A 22,000-nucleotide genomic window follows, 5' to 3' on the forward strand; every position below is an offset into this window, starting at 1 on the left:
AAGGGATGACGAATATGACTGGTTTGACATCAAAAGAAGCATATGATCGTTATATACGGGGATATAGTAACGTTCAGATTGATAATACTCAGAAAACAAAGGCAGATATTCTGCGTGAAAATATATGTACTTATTTCAATGCTATTTTTCTTATTCTTGCTATTTTGCTTATTGTTGCAGGTTCTTTTCGTTCGCTAACATTCTTACCTGTAATTATAGCTAACACATTAATTGGTATTTTTCAGGAACTTAAAGCCAAGAAGATCTTGGATAATTTGTCTGTATTAAATGAGCCAAATGCTCAGGTAATACGCGACGGCAAAGAAGTCACTCTTCCTGTTCAGGAACTTGTATTAGACGATGTAATTGTTTTAAGAAATGGTTGCCAGATTCCTGCTGATGGCGTTGTTTTATCGGGAGAAGTAAACGTAAATGAAGCGCTTCTAACCGGTGAAGCTGATGAAATCAAAAAAGAACAGGGAAGTCAGCTTATGAGTGGAAGCTTTGTCGTAAATGGATTATGTTATGCAAAACTTACCAAAGTTGGTGCTTCATCTTACATATCCCAATTAACTCTTAAAGCTAAAAAAATGTCTAGCACTGAGCAATCTGACATGATTAAATCTATAAATCATATAGTTATAGCTGCCGGTATTGCGATTATTCCGGTTGGTATCGCGCTTTTTTGGCAGGGACTTTCTCAGGGAAATGGTTTTAGTGCTAGTATTACGTCTATGGTTGCAGCTGTTATTGGAATGATTCCAGAAGGCTTATATCTTCTTGTAAGTATTGCACTTGCAATGAGTGCAGCTCATCTTGCATCTCAAAAAGTAATGCTTCACAACATGAAGAGTATTGAAACACTTGCAAGGGTTGATACATTATGTGTTGATAAGACAGGTACAATAACAGATAATTCTATGCTTGTTGCAAAAGTTATTCCTGTAAACGGAAGAACAATGGAACAGGAAACAAGTGATAGGATTCACATTACAGATTATATAACTGCGCTTTCTGATGATAATCAGACAATGCAGGCGCTTAGAAACTACTTTATAGAAATGGGAAGTGCAGACTGCGTTGCATCACTTCCTTTCACTTCTGTAAGAAAATACTCTGGTGTACAGTTCAAAGATGGAACATATCTTCTAGGTGCTCCGGAAATCATTCTCAAGAAGAATTATGCTCACTATAGCGAATTTGTTAATGCATATGCAAGCAAGGGATTACGTGTTCTTGTTTTTGCACAGTTTCTTGGAAACATTAATCCTGAAACCATTCTTAGTATAGATAAGAGTATGCTTTCTCTTCCTATTCCTGAATCCGGACTTGGAGATGAAAATGTACTTCCTGTAATGTTTATTCTGTTGCAGAATCCTATAAGAGAAAATGCGCCTAAGACTTTTAAATATTTCAAAAGTCAGGGTGTTGGAATTAAGGTTATTTCAGGTGATAATCCGGTTACTGTTTCTGAAGTTGCAAGACAGGCTGGAATTGCACATAGTGAAAAATACGTTGATGCCAGAACTCTTAAAGAAGAAGCGGATTATGAAAACGCTGTAAAGAAATATACGGTATTTGGAAGAGTTCAGCCAGAACAAAAGCAGATGATTGTACGCGCACTAAAGAAAATTGGTCATAAAGTTGCTATGACTGGTGATGGTGTAAATGATATTTTGGCTATGAAAGATGCTGATTGTTCAATAGCTATGGCGGCTGGATCTGATGCTGCTGTTCAGGCTGCTCAGATTGTTCTTCTTGATTCCGATTTTTCAAAGATGGAAGAGATTGTTAGCGAAGGAAGAAGAGATATTAATAACATTACAAGGTCGGCAACTCTTTTCCTTGTGAAAAATATTTTTTCTTTACTACTATCAATTTTTGCAATTATTAGCGTAATGACTTATCCGCTTCAGCCATCTCAGATTTCATTTATCAGTATGTTTAATATTGGTATTCCGGCGTTCTTTTTAGCACTTGAAAAAAATACAAAGAGAAGTGATGGCAAATTTATAATTAATGTCCTTGTTCAATCACTTCCTGCAGCGTTAACAGACTTTTTTGCAATTGCCGCATTGGTTCTTTTTGGTGATACCTTTGGTGTTACTCCAGTGGATGTATCTGTAGCTGCAACTTTTGTAATGGTTATTGTTGGATTCATGATTCTTGCCAGAATATGTATGCCACTTAATAAGTTTAGGCTTCGCATAATCATTGGATGTATTATAGGAATGATTTTTACAGCATTTACATTGAGTGACCTTTTTGCGATTACATATATTTCCAAAGAATGTGTCATGCTCTTTGTATTGTTTGTAATTGCAACTGAGCCTTGTATGAGATACCTTACACTTTTACTTGGCTTTTTAGAGAAAAAGGGAAGACATATTTATAAAAAAATACAGAAAAGACGCAAGGCACGTAAAGAAGCAAAAAACTAATTTTTTAAAAATGTTTTCTATATAAACTAATTAGAGAGAATATGAGGAAGAGGATAAATTATTTAGCGGTTTGTTTATTTATATTGTCTGTACTACTGCTTGATGGCTGCGAAGAAGCAGAGCTTTCCCGTGCCCAGAATAGTCATGGCTTTTGTATTGAAAATGAGGACAAGGACTTATACAATTCTAAAGTCAATTCTAATACAAGTGATGTAAATAAAACAGATACAGAGAATAATGAAAATGTTGAAAATTCTTCTAGTGCATTAAATAGTTCTTTTTCTGAAGGTGTGTTAGAAGATGCACAAACGTCTGATAAGACTATAACTCTTGGTTTTGCTGGCGATATCAACTTTGATGAAAACTGGGCAACTACAAAGTATATGGATGCTCAGAAAAATGGAATATATGATTGCATTTCCGCTGACGCTATACGCATGATGAATGATTTTGATATTTTCATGATTAACAATGAGTTTACGTATTCTGACAGAGGAATGCCACTTAATGGAAAGGCATACACGTTTAGAGCAAAGCCCAAAAGAGTTGAAAATATGAAGATTTTGGGCGCAGATATTGTCCTTATGGCCAACAATCATGTGTGGGATTATGGTCAAACTGCGTTTCTTGATACGTTAGATGTATTAAATAATGCCGGAATTCCATATGTCGGAGCAGGTCATAATATAGAAGAAGCATCAAGCCCGTATTATTTTTATAGAGACGGCTTTAAAATAGCTTATGTAGCTGCATCTAAGGCTGAAAAGTTTAAAATGACGCCCCAGGCAACCAATAATAAACCGGGTATATTAAGGTGCTATGATGAAAATCTTTTTCTTGAAGAGATAAGACTTGCAAGAAAAAATGCTGATTATGTAGTTGCAAGTGTTCATTGGGGCACAGAATATGATAATAACGCTGACAACGCTCAAAGGCAACTTGCAGGAAAAATAATTGAAGCAGGAGCAGATGTTATTATCGGAACTCACCCTCATGTTCTTCAGGGTGTTGAATATATAGACGGAAAACCTGTTTTTTATAGTCTTGGTAATTTTTGGTTTAATAATAAGGATTTATATACTTGTTTGATAGAACTGTCACTTAATCTGAATACAGAAAACAAGAAAGTGGTTTTGGATAAATGGAAATTTATACCATGTCACCAACAAAATTTAAAGACTACAATTGCATATGGAAGTGAAAGTAAGACAATTATCTCCTTTATGAACAAAATATCTTTTAATGTTAAGATAAATGAAGATGGATTTGGGGTTTTACTTTTGGAATAGATTTGTTATACTGTTACATGTGTATTAAAATTTAAATGTTTGGTTGTATTTAAGAAAGGTTTAACCGCGGGGGAGCGGTAGGCAAAATTATGAGATTTAATCGTGTTGATGATAATCGTGTTGAATGTATTATTTCTGAATCTGATCTTGAAGAATATGGTGTTGAGTTAGAAGATCTTTTCACTAGAAGCGGTAACGCAATGGACTTTCTGAAAGAAGTCGTAGAAAGAGCCAGGGAAGAAGTTGATTATAATCCTAAGGGCGGAGTTCTACCAATGCAGCTTAATGTATTAGAAGATCACAGTATATGCGTTATATTGGGCGAAAGTGATAATTCTTCATTTGATGATATGATAAAATTTTTAAAGAATCATTCGGGAGCAGATATTGCGAGAGATATTGTTAATGATATTGCTGATAGTATTGCTCAGGATTTAGAAGATGATTTAACTTTAGAAAATATGGAAGATGAGAATATGACAAATGAAGAGAGAGTAGATATGATAAATGAATATATCTCTCAGATTCATTCACTAAAAGATTCTAAAGATAGTAAAGATAAGAATAATAAAGATAATAACGATAAGAATTCTAATGACAATACAAATTTAAAATTTGCTAAAATTTTTAAGAATGTACATGGTAAAGTTAATGCTGATTCTGATAATCTTATGAAAAAGATTCCCGGACTTGATGTCAGGGAAAAGAAGCACGCTGTTGAAAGACTTGAAAACTCTGGTTTTGTATTCGCATTTAGTGATATGAAGGCTGTGATTTCTTTTTGTAGGATTTGGAATAGTCCGATTCGAATGGCTAGCAGTTTATATCATGATAAAAAGCGTGATGTGTATTTCTTGCATATGAGAAAAGGCAGAGAAAGTGTTGTGCATTTTGCGGGTATTTTCAATAGCGCATATGAGTTTGGAAGTTTCTATACAAGTGACCCTATTCGTATTTCATACATTGAAGAGAGTACTGATTGTTTGATTGCGAATAAGGCAGTTAATCTTCTGAAAAAATTTCAATAAGATATGAAGTGCAATGTAGCATGATTAGTAATAGGAGTCAATTATTTGACTCCTATTAGTTAGATTATAAAATAATTAGATTAGGAAAATATATGGAAAAACAAAGTGGTATCCGTTTGAACAAATATATTGCAGAATGTGGTATTTGTTCTAGAAGAGATGCAGATACTCTTATAAGCGAAGGTAAAGTCAAAGTAAATGGAATGATTCCTGAAGCTGGTACAAGAGTTTTCGATAAAGATATTGTTACTGTTAATGATAAGAAAATCACTCCGGTAAAAAAGAAGCATGTATATGCTTACTATAAGCCTGTTGGAGTGGTATGCACAGAAAAAGACGAGCATGCAGAGAAAACTATTTCAACAGAAGTTAAAACTCCTGTTAGAGTTACCTATGCGGGTCGTCTTGATCAGAATTCCTGCGGATTGCTTATTTTATCCAATGATGGTGATCTTATTCAGAAGATGATGAAGAGTAAGAACGGTCATGAGAAAGAATATGTTGTTAAAGTCGATAAAGATGTAACAGGATCTTTTCTACGTCAGATGGCGTCTGGAGTATTTCTTGAAGAATTAGGTCAGACTACAAAACCATGCAAAGTTACAAAATCAGGTAAGAACCAGTTTCAGATTGTTTTAACACAAGGTCTAAATAGGCAGATTCGAAGAATGTGTAAAACGCTTGGATATAATGTCAGGTCTTTAAAGAGAATAAGAGTTATGAATATTGTTATTGCTGATTTAAAGCCAGGTGAAGTTCGTGAAATTGTAGGAGTTGACAAGGTAAGACTTTATGAAAAGTGCGGCCTTAAGTGCGATTTAGATGACGAACAGTTTTCATGTAATGAGCGCAACACAGATTCTTTTGGCTCAAATACACGTAATGAAAAAAGAAATGAGCCAAAAAAATATGTAGCAAGACCAAAGGGAAAAAGGCGTAACACTTCGAAGGGACGAAGGTAAAATATTGTCTAATATTAGTAAACGATTTTGAATTTTGATTTATATATAGTTTTGACTTCTTGCTGAAATTTAAAATAATCATCAGCAGAAAACTATTAATATCTTGGGAAGGGCTAGAATGGACGAATTAATTCAAGAATATAATAAGTTATGTGATGAGATAAGGCATCACATGGATTTGTATTATAATCAGGATACTCCTGAAATATCTGATTATGAATATGATCAGCTAATGCTAAGGCTTAAGGAAATCGAAAAAGAGCATCCAGAACTAATAGCAAAGAATTCACCTACTCAAATCGTTGGAGGTAATACCAAAAGAGAAGCCGGAGTTACAGTTGAACATGATGTTCCAATGTTGTCTATTCAGGATGTATTCTCAAAAGAAGAAGTACTCGAATGGGTTCATGAAGTAAGAAATATGCATCCAGATGCTAAGTTCTGTGTAGAACAGAAAATTGATGGATTATCTATGAGTATTAGATACGAAAATGGAAAAATTTCTTTAGCAGAAACAAGAGGCGATGGTCTTATTGGAGAAGATGTTACTTTAAATGCTCTTGTGATTCCGGATGTTGTTCAGAATATTTCCACGAAATATCCATCAATAGAGGTTCGTGGCGAAGTATATATGACTCATGAAGACTTTGACAAGACTAATAGTCATCAGGAAGCTCTTGGCAAAAAGACATTTGCAAATCCAAGAAACTGTGCTGCAGGAACGCTTAGACAGTTAGATAGCGGTATGGTTAAAGAGCGTGGACTTTCAATGTTTATTTTCAATGTTCAGCGTTCAGAGCCTTCTTTTACTTCCCATTTTGAGGCTATGCAGGAATTGAAAGAGCTGGGAATGAAGGTGGCGCCATGTACTCTTTGTACAACTGATGAAGAGATACTTGCGCAGATAGATTCTATAGGCGAAAGCAGAGGAAGTCTTGCTTACGATATTGACGGAGCTGTTATTAAAATTGATCAGCTTGCTTATCGTGATGATTTCCCAGCTGGAAGTAAGTATTCTTCTGGCCATATTGCATACAAGTATCCCCCAGAAGAGAAAGAAGCGGTTATTACAGATATTGAGCTTTCTGTTGGAATGACTGGTAGAATCAATCCTACGGCTGTATTTACACCTATAAGGCTTTGCGGTACAACTGTTTCCAGAGCAACTCTTCACAATCAGGACTTTATTGACAGCCTCGGAATTGGTATTGGCAGAACAGTTGTAGTATATAAGTCAGGAGAGATTATTCCTAAGATAAAATCAGTGGTTGAGTCCAAAAATCCAGCTGATTCAGTTGTATATAAGATTCCGGATATTTGTCCTGTCTGTGGTGCCAAAGCTGTTAGAGAGGCTGATACAGCAGATATGGTATGTACAAATGATGATTGCCGAGCTAAGCTTGAACGCCGTATTATCAATTTTGTCGGAAGAGATGCCATGGATATTAAAGGCTTTGGGGAAGAAAATATAAAGACTTTGATAGAACATGGATATTTAAACAGTATAGCTGATATTTATCTTTTGAAAGAAAGTAAAGAAAAACTTGTTGCAGAAGGTCTTATCGGAAAAGAAAAAGGTACAACAAATGTATTGAATGCTATTGAAAACTCTAAGTCGAATGATCCTTCAAGACTACTTACAGGTCTTGCTATTCCAAATGTTGGAAAGACTTCGGCTAAAACTTTGATGAAGAGATTTTCCAGTATTGATGAATTATCTCATGCAAGAGTTGATCAGCTTACTGAAGTTGAAGATATAGGTGAGACAATTGCTCTTGGAATACATGAGTATTTTCATAAGGATAGCAACATTGAACTTATAAAAAGACTTGAAGAGTATGGCGTTAATATGACTTCTGAAAAAATCCAATCAAGTGAAGAATTGAGCGGAAAAACTTTTGTTATAACAGGTAAACTTGAAAGTTTTGCTAATCGTGATGAATTTATTGCTTTTGTTGAGAGTCATGGAGGAAAAGTTGCAGGAAGTGTTTCTAAGAAGACATTTGCACTTATCAACAATGATAGTACTTCTACTTCGGGAAAAAACAAGAAAGCATTAGAACTTGGTATTCCTATAATGACAGAAAAACAGTTTATTGACAGTGTTAAGTAATATTTGAGAAAAGTTTTGCCTCTAGGTCTTTAAAATTACTGCTTTATTAGTAGTAATTTTAAAGATTTGGCAAATTTTAATAAGGGGAATAAAAAAATGCCAATTAAAATTCAACAAGGTCTTCCAGCAAGAGAACAGTTGGAAGAGGAAAACATTTTCGTCCTTGATGAAGATAGAGCTCTCCATCAGGATATCAGACCACTTTCTATTTGTATCTTAAATCTTATGCCACTAAAAGAGGACACAGAGCTACAGCTTCTTCGTTCTTTATCTAATACACCACTTCAAATTGATGTGACTTTTATGAGAGTTAGTACTCATAAGGCCACCAATACATCTCCAAAGCACCTTGATTATTTTTATAGTACATTTGAAGAATTGAAAGACAATTATTATGATGGGATGATTATTACAGGTGCGCCGGTTGAAAAAATGGAGTTTGAGGAAGTTGATTATTGGAATGAGCTTTGTGAAATTTTTGAATGGACAAAATCACATGTAACATCAACTTTTCATATATGTTGGGGCGCTCAGGCTGCATGCTACTACCATTTTGGTTTGGAAAAAGTATATCTTCCGCAGAAACTTTTTGGTATTTACAGGCATAAAGTATTAAACAGAAAAGTTCCACTTATTAGAGGCTTTGATGATTATTTTTATATTCCTCACAGTAGATGGACTGCAGTTCCTGTGCAAAAAATATATGATTGTAAGGATTTGGTAGTACTTGCAGAATCTTATGAAGCAGGAGTAATGCTGTGTATGACAAAAGATGGAAAACAGATTTTTTCTTTTGGGCATGCTGAGTATGATAGGATGACTCTCGATCAGGAATATAAAAGAGATATTAATAAAGGAATGTCTGTTCCACTACCAAAGAATTATTATCCTGACGATGATCCGACAAATCAGCCAAAGCTCACATGGCGTGCACATTGCAACAACCTGTATTCTAATTGGCTCAACTACTACGTATATCAGAATACTCCATATATGTGGGGACAGATGCTTGATAAAGAAAAGCTAAAGAATGCCCAGAACATGCTAACAGATAAAGTTGAATAAAAAGGGAGGAAAAATGGATTTTACAAGTGACAATGATTTTAGTAATGCATTATCTGAGTATTTGCCGGATATGAATCAGATATCTAACAAAAAATCCGGCGATCATTATGAAATTGTTTCGAAGGTAGCATATTTATTAGGAATACCTAAAAGGATATTCGATAATGAACATGAACCACCAATGATTGATTATTATAATGAGCTAAATAAAGAGAAAAAAGCAAGAATAATTAGAAACCTGTGTTCCGCAAGAACACTTCTTGAACGTAATTTCAAGAGAATATGTATCGGTATTCAGCAGGAAGGTAAGAGCATTATGAGTATGCCTGAGTATATACCTTCTAGCATTCTTCAGGAATTATACAATGATGGAATAGATATTTATAAGAATATAAGTGACCCTAGTCCTTTTTTGTTTAATTTGAATCAGAATATTAAAAGCAGAATAAATAATTGCAGAGATTTTTTCCCGGATTGGCTTGACTGGGATTACCTGTCTAATATCTTTATTATGCCAGATGGAATGTCTCAGCAGGGAACAAAAAATGCAGCAGAATTTTATTATTCTAATATGCAGTATTATCCTTATCAGGTGTATATGAACTGGCCTGCTAAAGATGAAGGTAATATTCTTTATAGTGATTTGAGATTCGTTACACTATTGTATGAGTGGAATAATGATGAATTTTCTAATAAGAGTTTAGTATCTGATGTTAGCGAAAACACAAAGGGCAATATTTACAAGTTTATTGAAGAAAGTGATAAATGTATTTTTATAGTAGACTGTGAAAACTCTGATCCTTATAATTTGTGCGCTGCGATAAGAAATCTTGATGCTGAAAAATTATCAAAAATTGATAAGATAATTCTATTTGATGATGTTCATGCTGCGTCTGCATGGCAACTTTTAAGCTCATATATTGATATTCCTGTTGAGTATATTTTGATTGAGAGATTAAAAGATAATAAGTCGCTTGCTGATATGAAGGTCGCAACAAGAACTTGCAAAGAATTCTATTTGAATTCTGTTGATTCTTTCGTATTAGTATCTAGTGATTCAGATTATTGGGGACTTATGCAGGAACTTCCTCAAGCTAACTTTCTTGTAATGGTTGAACATGATAAGTGTAGTTATGCACTAAAAGAAACTTTGATTAATAATAATATTTTTTATTGTTATATTGATGATTTCTATGCTGGAGGCGGCGAGGATATAAAGGGTGAAGCCCTTAAAAGACAGTTGAGTCGTTCTTTTAAAGAAGCATTTAATGTTAATCTCAACACTATTATGCATGATGCTTTGGCTAAAACACGTATTGAAATGTCAGAAGATGAAATAAATAATTTTATTAAGCGCAAACTTAAGAATCAACTTAAGCTTGAAATTAGTGACGAAGGAGATGTTGAGCTAGTATATCGTGGTTGCAAGTAATAAAAATACGTTTGCGTATTAACGAAATTTGGTATAAAATTAATCTGTAGCGGTGTTATCATTATGAAAAGGAGACAAAAGTAATGGCTCTAGCTATGGATGAAGAAAAGAATACTGCGAAGGAAGTTAAGACTAGAAAGAAAACCAAACGAACTAGAGAACTTCTAGAAGAAGCTGATCGTCAGATGGAAGAAATTAAAACTCAGAAAAGAGATTTAGCTGCGCAGTTACAGGACCTTCAAAAAAAAGCGGAGGAACTTGGTGACAAGTATGCTGTCGGAATTAAAGTTGAACACAATATGTATGGAAAAGGTGAGATTATAAGGCAGGATGGAAAATACATTGAAGTAGACTTTAATGGCGTAGTAAAAAAATTTGTTCTTCCTGGTGCGATTGCGGATAAACATCTTTCGGTTGAGGATGAAAATTTGTTGGACTATTTCATGAAGAGTAATGATATTCATGTTAATTTGCTGAAAACAAAGATGCAGCTTCGATCCGCTGAATTTGCAATTGAAAGACAAACTGAATATATTGAAAAGTTAAATGAGAAAGCTTAACTGATTATTTTAAAACTCCCGTAGCAAATGCTATGGGAGTTTTTTAGAAAAATATTAAACAATATCGGTAAGCTAACAATAAAAAAATTAGCTTGTCTTTTTCTGATCTTTAAGTTTATTATTTGCAGAAGCAAGCATTAACTTGATTCGATTAAGCTGGTTAACTTCGGATGCACCTGGATCATAATCAATAGCAACAATATTTGTTCCAGGATATTTTTTTCTAAGTGCTTTTATAACACCCTTACCAACAACATGGTTTGGAAGACATCCAAATGGCTGAGTGCAGACGATATTTGGAACATCTTCTTTTATGAGCTCAATCATTTCACCTGTCAAGAACCAACCTTCACCAGTCTGATTACCAATATTAACAATTGGTTTAGCATATTCTACAAGATCGTATATATTGCTCATTCCAGTGAAGTGGACGCTGTTTCTAAGAGCTTTATCAGCAGGACTTCTAAGTTTTCCAAGAGCCCAGATGGCAAATCTCATTAATTTTGCAGCAGATTTGCTTGTCCCAAGATATTCTGCTTTATAAATCTGATCATAGAAACAGTAGAGCATAAAGTCGAGAAGATCTGGAACAACAGCTTCAGCACCTTCTTTTTCGAGTAGGTCAACCAAGTGATTATTAGCTGCAGGAGCAAATTTTACAAGAATTTCGCCTACAATACCAACTCTTGGTTTTACTTCGTCAGTGATTGGAATATTATCAAAATCTTTAATCATATCACGACAAATCTTTTTAAATTTTCTGTGACTTAAATGCTTGGCAGAAACAAATTCCTGACATATAGCAGTCCATTTTGCATGAATTTCTTCAGTAGAACCCTTGACTTCTTCGTATGGTCTCATACGATATACACATCGCATAATAATGTCACCGAGAACAGCACCATATGCGCAACGTTTTAACATATCAAAATTGATATTAAATCCAGGGTTTGACTCAAGTTTGCTAAGGTTAATGGAAATAACAGGCACCTGTTCCATTCCTGCTTTCTTCAAGGCTCTTCTTATAAATCCAACATAGTTGGTAGCACGACAGCCACCACCAGTCTGAGACATAAGTACAGCTGTTCTATTAAGGTCATATTCGCCTGAGCTTAGTGCATCCATAATCTGACCTACAACCCAGAGAGAAGGGTAACAGGCGTCATTATTAACGTATTTTAGACCCATATCGATAGCATTCTTATTGTCGTTTTGCATAACAATAAGGTTATAGCCACAAGCTCTCATAGCTGACTCTAAGATGTCAAAGTGGATAGGAGACATCTGCGGGCACAAGATTGTATAGTTCTGAGCCTGCATTTCTTTTGTATAGATAACTCTATGGTTTGCACAATCGCGTACAACTGCATGTTTTCCTTCTTCTTTACGAGCTCTTATAGCAGCCAAAAGTGATCTTACTCTAATACGTGCAGCACCAAGGTTGTTTACTTCGTCAATCTTCAGGCAGGTATAAATCTTGTCTGAACCATTAAGAATATCTGCAACCTGATCAGTAGTAACAGCATCAAGACCGCATCCAAAAGAGTTGAGCTGAATAAGGTCAAGATCATCTCTTGTACGAACATATGCTGCAGCTGCATAAAGTCTTGAGTGATACATCCACTGATCTGATACGATAAGCGGACGCTCAGGCTTTCCAAGATGTGAAATAGAGTCTTCGGTTAATACAGCAGCTCCATAGGAACAAATCATATCTGGAATACCATGATTTATTTCAGGATCAACATGGTATGGTCTTCCTGCAAGAACAATACCATGACGGTTGTTTGCTTTTAACCATTCAAGAGTTTCTTCACCCTTTTCGCGGATATCATCTCTGCACTTTTGCATCTCTTTCCAAGCTTTTTCAACAGCATCTCTTACTTCTGTTTCTGGAAGATCGCTGAATTCTTTGAGAATACCAATTAGTGCTGTGTCCATAGAAGCGAAAGATAAAAATGGTGCACGAAGCTTCATGTTACCAGATGTTATTGCTTCAACGTTATTTTTAATGTTTTCTGGATAAGAAGTAACAATAGGACAGTTATAGTGGTTGGTTGCCCCTTTAACTTCTTCTCTTTCGTAGTAAATACCAGGGTAGAAGATAAAATCTACACCTTTATGAATAAGCCATTCAATGTGCCCGTGACTTATCTTTGCAGGATAACATTCAGATTCTGAAGGGATACTTTCAATACCCATTTCATAAACCTGATGGGATGATCTAGGTGAGAGCACTACCTGATATCCAAGATTTGTAAAGAATGTGAACCAAAATGGATAGTTCTCATACATATTCAGAACTCTTGGAATTCCAACAGTTCCTCTTGTGGCTTTATCTGCAGTTAAAGGTGTATATCCAAATACACGCTTGTATTTATAATCAAAAAGATTTGGAATGCCCTCCGCATTTTTAACTTTACCAAGACCTCTTTCACAACGGTTTCCTGAAATGTGTTGACGGCCTCCAGTAAATTTATTGATTGTAAGTCGACAGTGATTAGTACATCCCTGACATGTGGTCATACTGCTTGAATACTCAAGTGAATTTATTTCATCGATTCCAAGCATTTTTGTTTCATAGTCAGGATTTGCCTGAAAACGTCTTCTTGCTATGAGTGCAGCACCAAATGCCCCCATAATACCTGCAATATCAGGTCGTATAACTTCGGCACCAGAAATAAGTTCGAATGCACGAAGTACAGCATCGTTGTAGAATGTTCCGCCCTGAACAACGATGTTTTTGCCGAGTGCCTTGGCATCGGATACTTTTATTACCTTAAAAAGAGCATTTTTAATAACAGAATAGGCAAGACCTGCAGAAATATCATCAACTCCAGCGCCTTCTTTCTGAGCCTGTTTTACCTTGGAATTCATGAAAACAGTACATCTAGTTCCAAGATCAATAGGATGCTTTGCAAATAAAGCTGCTTTTGCAAAATCCTGAACACTGTAATTAAGTGACTTGGCAAAAGTCTCTATAAAAGAACCACATCCGGATGAGCAAGCTTCATTAAGCTGAACAGAATCGACTGCTTTATTTTTGATGCGGATACATTTCATATCCTGTCCGCCTATATCAACAATGCAATCAACGTTTGGATCAAAGAATGCAGCTGCATTGTAATGTGCGATAGTTTCTACTTCTCCGTCATCTAGCTGGAAAGCAGACTTCATCAATGATTCACCATAACCAGTAGAACATGCTCTTGCAATTTTTACTCCTTCAGGCATAAGTTTATAAATCTCCTGAATTGAGCTGATAGCAGTTTTTAACGGAGAACCGTTATTACTCGAATAAAAAGAATAGAGAAGATCTCCATCTTCTGAAACAAGTGCGCATTTAGTTGTGGTAGAACCTGCATCGATTCCAAGATATGCATTACCCTTGTAGTTTCCGAGATTTGCTGTTTTTACTTTATGTCTATCCTGGCGAGAGCGGAATGCGTCATAATCATCTTTGCTTGGGAAAAGAGGATTCATACGAGCTACTTCAAACTGCATATGGATTTCATGAGAAAGTTTCTCTAAAAGCTCTGATACAGTAGTAAAACTGCCCTCCATAGCATTCATCGCAGATCCCATTGCTGCAAAAAGATGAGAATTATCAACGTCAATTGTATGCTCGTCATCCAATTTTAAAGTTCTAATGAAAGCTTTTTTTAATTCTGACTGAAAATGAAGAGGTCCACCTAAAAAAGCTACATGACCACGAATTGGTTTTCCGCATGCAAGACCGGAAATAGTCTGGTTAACAACAGCCTGATAGATTGATGCTGACAAATCTTCTTTGGTCGCACCATCGTTGATAAGTGGCTGTATATCTGTTTTTGCAAATACACCACAGCGTGCGGCAATAGTGTAAAGCGATTTGTAATTTTTGGCATATTCATTAAGACCAGCTGCATCTGTTTGCAATAAAGATGCCATCTGATCGATGAAAGAACCTGTACCACCAGCACAAATTCCATTCATTCTCTGTTCAACGTTTCCATCTTCAAAGTAGATAATCTTTGCATCTTCACCACCAAGTTCGATTGCAACATCTGTTTTTGGTGCAATCTCCTTTAATGAAGTAGCAACAGCGACTACCTCCTGAACAAAAGGTATGTTAAGCGCTGTGGCCATATTCATACCACCGGAACCAGTTATAACAGGGTGTATTGTAACATTGCCAACAGAATTTGAAACTTCTTCAACAAGAAGAGCCAAAGTCTCTCTGATGTTCGCATAATGTCTTTTATAATCGGAAAAAAGAAGCTTGTGATTTGGGTCCAGAAGAGCAACTTTAACAGTTGTGGAGCCAACGTCAATGCCAAGCGTGTAGTCCTTCGAAATCATCATTTAACCTCCATGCTACCTCTAAACATACTTGTTGATTATAAATCACGAGTAAGCTTTTTTCAACTATTATTGAATTTTGGTTAAATTTATAAAAAAACTTTAAAAAGTATAAAATAAAGTGTGTCGCGTTTACTTTTATATGCAGAAATGGTAAAATCGAATTATTGCGATTGATGTTAATTCATGGTTGCAGGTAGTTTGAAAATGGAGAGAATACTATGCTTAATAGATTAGAAAGAAAGTATGGAAAGTATGCTATAAGTAATTTGACAATCAAACTTTTGATTGTATATGCAGTAGGGTATCTGCTTATGAATGTTGGATTTAATGTTGGTTATTTGACGTTTGATCCTTATGAAATATTTCACGGACAGATTTGGAGAATTGTTTCATGGATTTTGATTCCGACAAGTGGTGGCAATAGCACAAGTGACATTATGTTGTTTGCTATTTCGATACTTCTGTTTTATCTTCCGGTTGGTAGATTGTTAGAGAGAGTATGGGGGGATTTTAGATACAATCTGTACATATTGAGTGGTTTTGTATTTACAATGCTCGGAAGTCTTATTATGTACTTTGTACTGACTTTGTCATTTGGAAGTGGAAGCGCTGTTCTTATCGGACCACTTATTGGAGCTTGTACCACTACATATTTTGTAACAATGTCTATAGTGCTTGCTTATGCATTTACATTTCCAGATGCAACAATGCTGTTCATGTTCATTCTTCCAGTTCAGATGAAATGGTTTGGAATGTTATATGGAGCATATTTTACATACGTATTTGGAAGCAACATTTTTAATTTCATAAAGACCGGTCAGTTTGCTTATCTTGTAATAGCAGTAATAATTGTTTGCTCCTTTATAAATTTCGCAATTTTCTATTTCCTTACCAGAAAGGGAAATAGAAGAGGTGGTGTTGCTTTCAAGAACAACATACAAAAAAACTTTCATAAGTCACTTATGAAAGAGAAAAAGTCGAGAGAAGAGAAAAACAGTGTAAATGTTAAGATGACACCTAAAGGACATCCTATTCATAAGTGTGCAGTCTGTGGAAAGACAGAAGCTGATGATCCTAATGCAGAATTTAGATTCTGTTCTAAGTGCAATGGCAATTATGAATACTGTCAGGATCATCTCTTTACACATGTGCATGTTAAATAAAAAATAAAGATATAATGTTTTTTTAGATATAGTATTAAAATGTTTTTTGATGCTTAATACATAAAGATATAAGAAGGAATATATTTACATAATGGATAATTTGCAGAAAGAATTTACAAAAAGACTTGAACGTCTAACAGAAAAAAAGAAACTAGAAGGTGAAGTTACAGGCAAGGATATCGAGCTTGAGTTTGAAGGCCTCGACTTAAGTGATGCACAGCTGGAAATTGCTAAAAATTTTTTACTTTCAGATAAAGTAGATGATAATGATAATAAAGATAAATCTGATTTGCTTACAGAAGAAGAGCAGGCATATCTTAAGGAGTATGAAGAAAGCCTTTCTTTTCTTGAAGAGGCAACAGAAGATGAAATTATCGGACATACTATTGCGGCAATGTCAGGTGATAGAACTGCTCAGCAGAAGCTTATCGAGATTTATCTTCCACTTGTTCCGGAAATTGCTAGAATGTACGCTCAGCAGGGTGTATACATTGAGGATCTGGTAGGTGAAGGTAATGTAGCACTTACAAGAGGTGTTACAATGCTTGATGTTATTGAAAAGCCTGAAGAAGGCAAATCATACATTACTAAGTTTATAATGGATGCTATGGAAGAAGCTGTTTCAGACAGTCTTGACGAAGATGCTAGGGGTCAGAAAGCAGTCGAGGCAGTTAATGAAGTTGCTGATAAAGCAAATGAACTTTCGAAAGAACTTAATCGAAAGGTTACTGTTGAAGAGATTATGAAAGAAACTGGGTGGGATAAAGAAAAAATAATTGATGCAATTCTTATGACGGGTAATAAGATTGAATCAATAGATTACGAGGAAAACTAGTAACAATGAAACAGTTCTTTTACTCGATTGCGGGGATGCAACTGAAAAAATCATTATTTTATGAATCAGAAGATTATTTTCGTTCACATGTATGTTCATCAATAGTTGCACATGTGTTTGTGGGAAATATGGAACCTTTAAAGGCTTATGAATTTATAAAACCTTTAAAGGAAATTTTTCCGGGAATCGTGATAGTCGGTGCTAGTGCGACAGGAACCATTTTAAAAGGTGGAATCAGGGAGCAGCAAACTTCTATTTCTATTTCTTTTTTCGAATCTACACGAGTCAAAACTACGATTTACAGCGCTAAAGATAAGAAATTATTTAATACAGGTTGGTTAATCAGTTCATTAGCTAATACTGAAAAACAATGTAAAGCGATTGAGATTCAGGTAGCTACTCACAATGGACTTAACGTTAACGATCTTTTTGATGGAATGGAAGCGCTGAATCCTAATATAGCAGTTTTTGGTGGAGCTGCAGGCAAGTATACTTGCATTTCTGAGACGTTTGTTTTTAACGAAAATGATCTTTCAACATTTGGTATATTAGCAGTTTTTTATTGTGGTGCTGAATTCGAAATTGAAATTACTCATGCCCTCGGATGGAAGGAACTCGGACATGTAATGATTATCACTAAGTCTGTGGGGCAAGATCTTTATGAAATTGATGGTGAACCTGCATTTAATGTATATAAAAGATATCTTAATATAGATAACGATGAAACGTTTGCAGATAATGCTCTAGAGTTTCCTCTTATGTATAAGGATGTTGATATAGACATTGCGCGAATTCCTCTTTGGTGCAGCGAGGATGGAATGCTTCATCTTGGCGGAGGCGTGAAGGAGGGAGATGAATTAAGACTTGGATATGGTGATCCGGCAGCTATAAAAAATGCTTTATATGAAGCAAGAGAAAAAGAACGAGTTTTTAGACCTCAGGGTATTATTATTTATTCTTGTAAAACTAGAAAGAGTTTTTGGAAAGGGGATATTGACCAAGAACTTCTTCCTTTTGAAAAAATCTCACCTATTTTTGGATACTATACTTTTGGAGAATATATTCGAATAAAGAAAAAGATTTATATATGTAATGCTGCACTTGTGGCAATTGGCATTCGTGAGGGCGAGCCTGTCGGAGACATTCTTCCTAAAGAAGAAAATGTTTATAACAAAAAGGTTGGTTCGACTCTTTCCATGGTTGAAAGGCTTGTGACATTTATCAGAGCAACGACCGCTGAACTTGAACTTTCTTATGAAAAGCTTGAAAGGGCTAATAAGAAACTTGAGCAGCTTGCAAATGTAGATGCGCTTACTGGAATTTATAATAGACGTTCAATTGAGGAAATAATGAAAAGCATGATTTTCGAGCAGGAAGAGTCAGATGAATCCGGTTATATACTTTTACTTGATATTGATCATTTCAAAAAAGTCAATGATACATATGGCCATGATGTAGGAGATAAAGTATTAAGGAAAGTTGCTAGTGTTATCAAACATGCTCTAAGAGGTAATTCAATGATTGGACGATGGGGCGGAGAAGAATTCCTTATCGTAATGGTTAGAAAAAATCAGGAAGAAGCTTTGAAAGATGCAGAGAATATTCGCACAATTATTGAAGAAACAGATTTTAATCCTGTTCCTAAGATTACAATTTCAATCGGACTTGTAAATGCTTTGAAAAAAGAATCGATGATAGATATTTATAAACGAGTTGATGGTGCATTGTATGATGCTAAAAATGGTGGAAGAAATCAGGTTTCTACTGACTGGAGAAAGAAAAACGCAGTGTGAACAGTAGAGTTGGCACTTTGATTTTTGTGAAAAGTGCCTATAAAGCAAAGCTAAATAATATCTAACTTTTTTAAAAAAAGGTATTGCATTAAAACAAATATTCTGTTATATTTTACTACGTTGAATCCACAAGATGAATTTTAGCAAAATAAGTGAAAACTTATGACGCAAAGCTATAGGGCCTGTAAAATGGCAGCCAGTTGCACTGTACTTTTAATTGTTCTAACGCCTGTCGTAATGACAGGCGTTTTTTGACGCGTATTTAAAATAACCGCATGATTTAAATTTTGGTGAGAATATAGTTTTAGTGATAAATCTGGTTCATGGTGGAGTTTTGCAAAGGCGGCTTTGCGTTTTTAAAAAACGATATAACAAAAATAATTATATTTTAGTGGATTTTTTACGAGTTTTAGTCTATAATATCAACGGGTATTGCAAGTTTGTATTAGTAGATCGTTGCAATATATATTTATTAGGAGGAGAAAAATAATGATTTGTTGTAAATGTGGTGCCACAATTCCGGATGGCACAAAGTTTTGTTCAGTGTGTGGAGCTGCTCAGGAAAATGTTTCTAATGCAAATGCGCAGGGTACAACTGCTTCATCAGGTAATTCCACTATTGATGCTGAAAAGGTTATGAGAGAAGCTTCCAATAAGCTTGCTAACTGGAGAGAGTATGCAACTCCTGAAAACTGTGAAAAGATTGCAGTAGCTAGCATTTTTGTACCGATTATTCTCGTAATTTTATATAGTGTTATTTTTGAACTTCTTTATTCACTTTTGAGTTGGATTCCAGGTTTTTATTTTGTACTTTATAAGATTATCGGAACAATTTTGAAAATCGCAGTTACTGCCGTTTCTGCATTTTCAGTTTATGTGACATTTGATTATATGTCTAAGAATCCTTCCAAGAAGACAAAGTGGGGTTATATTACTTGGGCTATGGGCATCGTAGGATTGTTTGTTTGTATCATCTATCTGTTTATGCTTTACAAGCTTTATGCTCTTCGTTCAGCTCTTTCCTTTGTTTGTTTTGTTATGGGACTTGATGCATTTTCAAGAGTTATCCTTCAGAAGAAAGGTTTTGAAGAAGATGCAGATGTTGCAAAAGATTTCACTTATCTTTTTGATGGAATCAAAGGCTTTTTCAATAAGAGCACAAGCAAACAGTAATAAAAAAGCGACTAAAAAGTAAATGAAAATAATAAAGAGGAAACAACACGTTAATGTAAGCAGTGCTTTAAAAACGTGTAGTTTCCTTTTTTATTTGAATCTTCTCTTGAAATGTTTCTTTTTCCATCGCACAAAAGCGTATCGTCCTATAAGGAAAACAGCACTTAATGATGCAATTAAGAATCCTATAAATCCGAGAAAAGGCAGTCCGAAAATTTTAGGACTCATTTCAGTAGTACATATAATAGCTGATCCAATTAATAAGCCGGTTAGGCACATTCCGATTACGAGGTTACGAACACACGAATAAACAAATTCTGCAAATGGGCCTGATATTTGTAATTGTAGATTTGTTTTTGCATCTCCTCGAAGATATTCCTGCAGTAAATCAGTTGCAAGAGCTGGAAGTTCCATTCCTTTTGAAAAAGATCTGTAAATAAGCTTGGCATTTTTCTTTAATTCAGCTTTTAAATCAAGGTTTTCGATGAAGTTTTCGCCGATTCTGGTAGTGGCAATTTCCAGCATATTGATGTCAGGAGATATTATAGCAAGATCACCTTCGATGTGAGCAAGACCTCTTGCAAGCATAGTAACACCATGAGGCATCGCAAGATGATTGTTTTTCATAATATCCATTATATCCTGCAGTGATGCAGGGACGTTGATTTCACCCATCGACATTGACCCGTATTTTTGGAGAAACTCTCTAAGGTCAACGTACAATTTTACGTTATCTACAACGCCATTTTCATCACATAAATCCCTCACTGCATTTACAAGCATATTTACATCTTTTAAAGCAATAGCTGACACGCCTCTTGCCATGATTTTTCGTTGAGACTCACATAATCGCCCCATCATGCCCATATCAAGCCATATTATCTGTCCGCCTCTTATCGAGATATTGCCAGGATGAGGATCGGCATGAAAAAAGCCATCATCCATTACTTGCTTTATATAATTGTTTACAAGTTTCTGACCGATTTCGTGGCAATCATAACCTCTTTTTTCTAAAGTTTTTCTATCAATAATAGAAACCCCTTCAATATATTCCATGACAAGAACACGATCTGTAGTATATTCCTTATAAACTGTTGGAACATCAACATATACGATGGACTTGTTGTTATGTGCAAATTCAACTATATTTGCTGCTTCTTTTAGAAAATCCATTTCTTGTTGAGCAACAACCCACATTTCATCCAACACCATATTTAAATCGACCATGTTCTTCAAATCACCTATAGGTGGCATGAGAGAAGCAAGATGATGAAGAAGGCCAATGTCTCTTGCCATAATATCATAGATGCCTTTTCGCTGGACTTTAATCACAACAAAAGATCCGTTTTTGAGAACTGCCTTGTGAACCTGAGCAATAGAAGCTGAACCAAGAGGAGTTTCTTCAATATTTGATAAAATATCGTATATATCACAATTCCAAGATTTTTCAAGAACTTCCCTGACTTCGGAAAAAGGCATTGGTGTAACGTTTGAATTAAGATTCATTAATTCATCACAATATGCTTTGGGCAATATATCAGAATGCATAGACATGATTTGACCAAGTTTAACATAGGTTGGTCCAAGTTCTTCCAAGATATTGCGAAGTTTTTCTGGAGAAATGCCCCTTGTTATATGATGTTTTTTAAGAACCTGCATTATTTCACGGCGTCTTTGAGAATTGTCAGCCTTTTGCTTTTTATTTTTATTCTTGTTATTTGGTGTGTTAGAATCTTTGTTTTGATGATTATTGTGTGATAATGTTGTATTTGAATCTAAATTACTAGCCATGCTGATGTTAG

The 22,000-nt window shown here is 35.2% G+C and carries 14 protein-coding genes and 1 riboswitch; of the genes, 12 read left to right on the plus strand and 2 right to left on the minus strand.

What is annotated here, in order from left to right:
- The first annotated feature begins 14 nt into the window (after nt 1-14).
- The 8 genes from G634_RS17995 to G634_RS0104510 all read left to right on the plus strand — a co-directional run bounded on the left by G634_RS17995 (nt 15) and on the right by G634_RS0104510 (nt 10,890).
- Complete coding sequence (locus G634_RS17995; protein ID WP_242826763.1) at nt 15-2,441, plus strand: HAD-IC family P-type ATPase; 2,427 nt, start codon at nt 15-17, stop codon at nt 2,439-2,441.
- Between the two features lie 41 nt (nt 2,442-2,482).
- Nucleotides 2,483-3,730, plus strand: a complete 1,248-nt coding sequence (locus G634_RS18000; protein WP_081676475.1) for a CapA family protein — start codon at nt 2,483-2,485, stop codon at nt 3,728-3,730.
- An 89-nt stretch (nt 3,731-3,819) separates the two neighbouring features.
- Complete coding sequence (locus G634_RS0104485) at nt 3,820-4,758, plus strand: adaptor protein MecA (RefSeq protein ID WP_026504281.1); 939 nt, start codon at nt 3,820-3,822, stop codon at nt 4,756-4,758.
- 92 nt (nt 4,759-4,850) lie between these two features.
- On the plus strand, nt 4,851-5,720 hold the full coding sequence (locus tag G634_RS18005; RefSeq protein ID WP_081676477.1) for a pseudouridine synthase: 870 nt from the start codon (nt 4,851-4,853) through the stop codon (nt 5,718-5,720).
- A 118-nt stretch (nt 5,721-5,838) separates the two neighbouring features.
- Nucleotides 5,839-7,833: an NAD-dependent DNA ligase LigA gene (ligA, locus tag G634_RS0104495; RefSeq protein ID WP_026504282.1), complete on the plus strand. Its 1,995-nt coding sequence runs from the start codon at nt 5,839-5,841 to the stop codon at nt 7,831-7,833.
- A gap of 96 nt (nt 7,834-7,929) precedes the next feature.
- Nucleotides 7,930-8,898, plus strand: a complete 969-nt coding sequence (gene metA / locus G634_RS0104500; RefSeq protein WP_026504283.1) for a homoserine O-acetyltransferase MetA — start codon at nt 7,930-7,932, stop codon at nt 8,896-8,898.
- 13 nt (nt 8,899-8,911) lie between these two features.
- On the plus strand, nt 8,912-10,330 hold the full coding sequence (locus tag G634_RS0104505; RefSeq protein ID WP_026504284.1) for an NYN domain-containing protein: 1,419 nt from the start codon (nt 8,912-8,914) through the stop codon (nt 10,328-10,330).
- Between the two features lie 83 nt (nt 10,331-10,413).
- A complete protein-coding gene (locus G634_RS0104510; protein WP_026504285.1) occupies nt 10,414-10,890 on the plus strand; it encodes a hypothetical protein in 477 nt (158 codons plus the stop codon).
- A gap of 87 nt (nt 10,891-10,977) precedes the next feature.
- Here G634_RS0104510 and G634_RS0104515 read toward each other — a convergent pair whose 3' ends face one another.
- Nucleotides 10,978-15,231, minus strand: coding sequence for an acyl-CoA dehydratase activase-related protein (locus G634_RS0104515; protein WP_026504286.1), 4,254 nt, complete (start codon nt 15,229-15,231; stop codon nt 10,978-10,980).
- A gap of 221 nt (nt 15,232-15,452) precedes the next feature.
- On the opposite strand from G634_RS0104515, the gene G634_RS0104520 reads away from it, so the two are divergent.
- The 4 genes from G634_RS0104520 to G634_RS0104535 all read left to right on the plus strand — a co-directional run bounded on the left by G634_RS0104520 (nt 15,453) and on the right by G634_RS0104535 (nt 20,198).
- Nucleotides 15,453-16,397, plus strand: coding sequence for a hypothetical protein (locus G634_RS0104520; protein WP_026504287.1), 945 nt, complete (start codon nt 15,453-15,455; stop codon nt 16,395-16,397).
- A gap of 91 nt (nt 16,398-16,488) precedes the next feature.
- Nucleotides 16,489-17,232, plus strand: coding sequence for a hypothetical protein (locus G634_RS0104525; RefSeq protein WP_026504288.1), 744 nt, complete (start codon nt 16,489-16,491; stop codon nt 17,230-17,232).
- 5 nt (nt 17,233-17,237) lie between these two features.
- On the plus strand, nt 17,238-19,025 hold the full coding sequence (locus G634_RS0104530; RefSeq protein WP_026504289.1) for a sensor domain-containing diguanylate cyclase: 1,788 nt from the start codon (nt 17,238-17,240) through the stop codon (nt 19,023-19,025).
- Nucleotides 19,026-19,157: 132 nt separating this feature from the next.
- Nucleotides 19,158-19,233, plus strand: a riboswitch (cyclic di-GMP riboswitch).
- A 281-nt stretch (nt 19,234-19,514) separates the two neighbouring features.
- Nucleotides 19,515-20,198: a zinc ribbon domain-containing protein gene (locus G634_RS0104535; RefSeq protein ID WP_026504290.1), complete on the plus strand. Its 684-nt coding sequence runs from the start codon at nt 19,515-19,517 to the stop codon at nt 20,196-20,198.
- A gap of 90 nt (nt 20,199-20,288) precedes the next feature.
- On the opposite strand, the gene G634_RS18010 is transcribed toward G634_RS0104535, so the two are convergent.
- Entirely contained in the window at nt 20,289-21,857 is a 1,569-nt protein-coding gene (locus tag G634_RS18010; protein ID WP_051233687.1) for an ABC1 kinase family protein, read from the minus strand.
- Nucleotides 21,858-22,000 lie beyond the last annotated feature (143 nt).

The organism is Butyrivibrio sp. NC3005 (assembly GCF_000424545.1).
Taxonomy (GTDB): Bacteria; Bacillota; Clostridia; order Lachnospirales; family Lachnospiraceae; genus Butyrivibrio.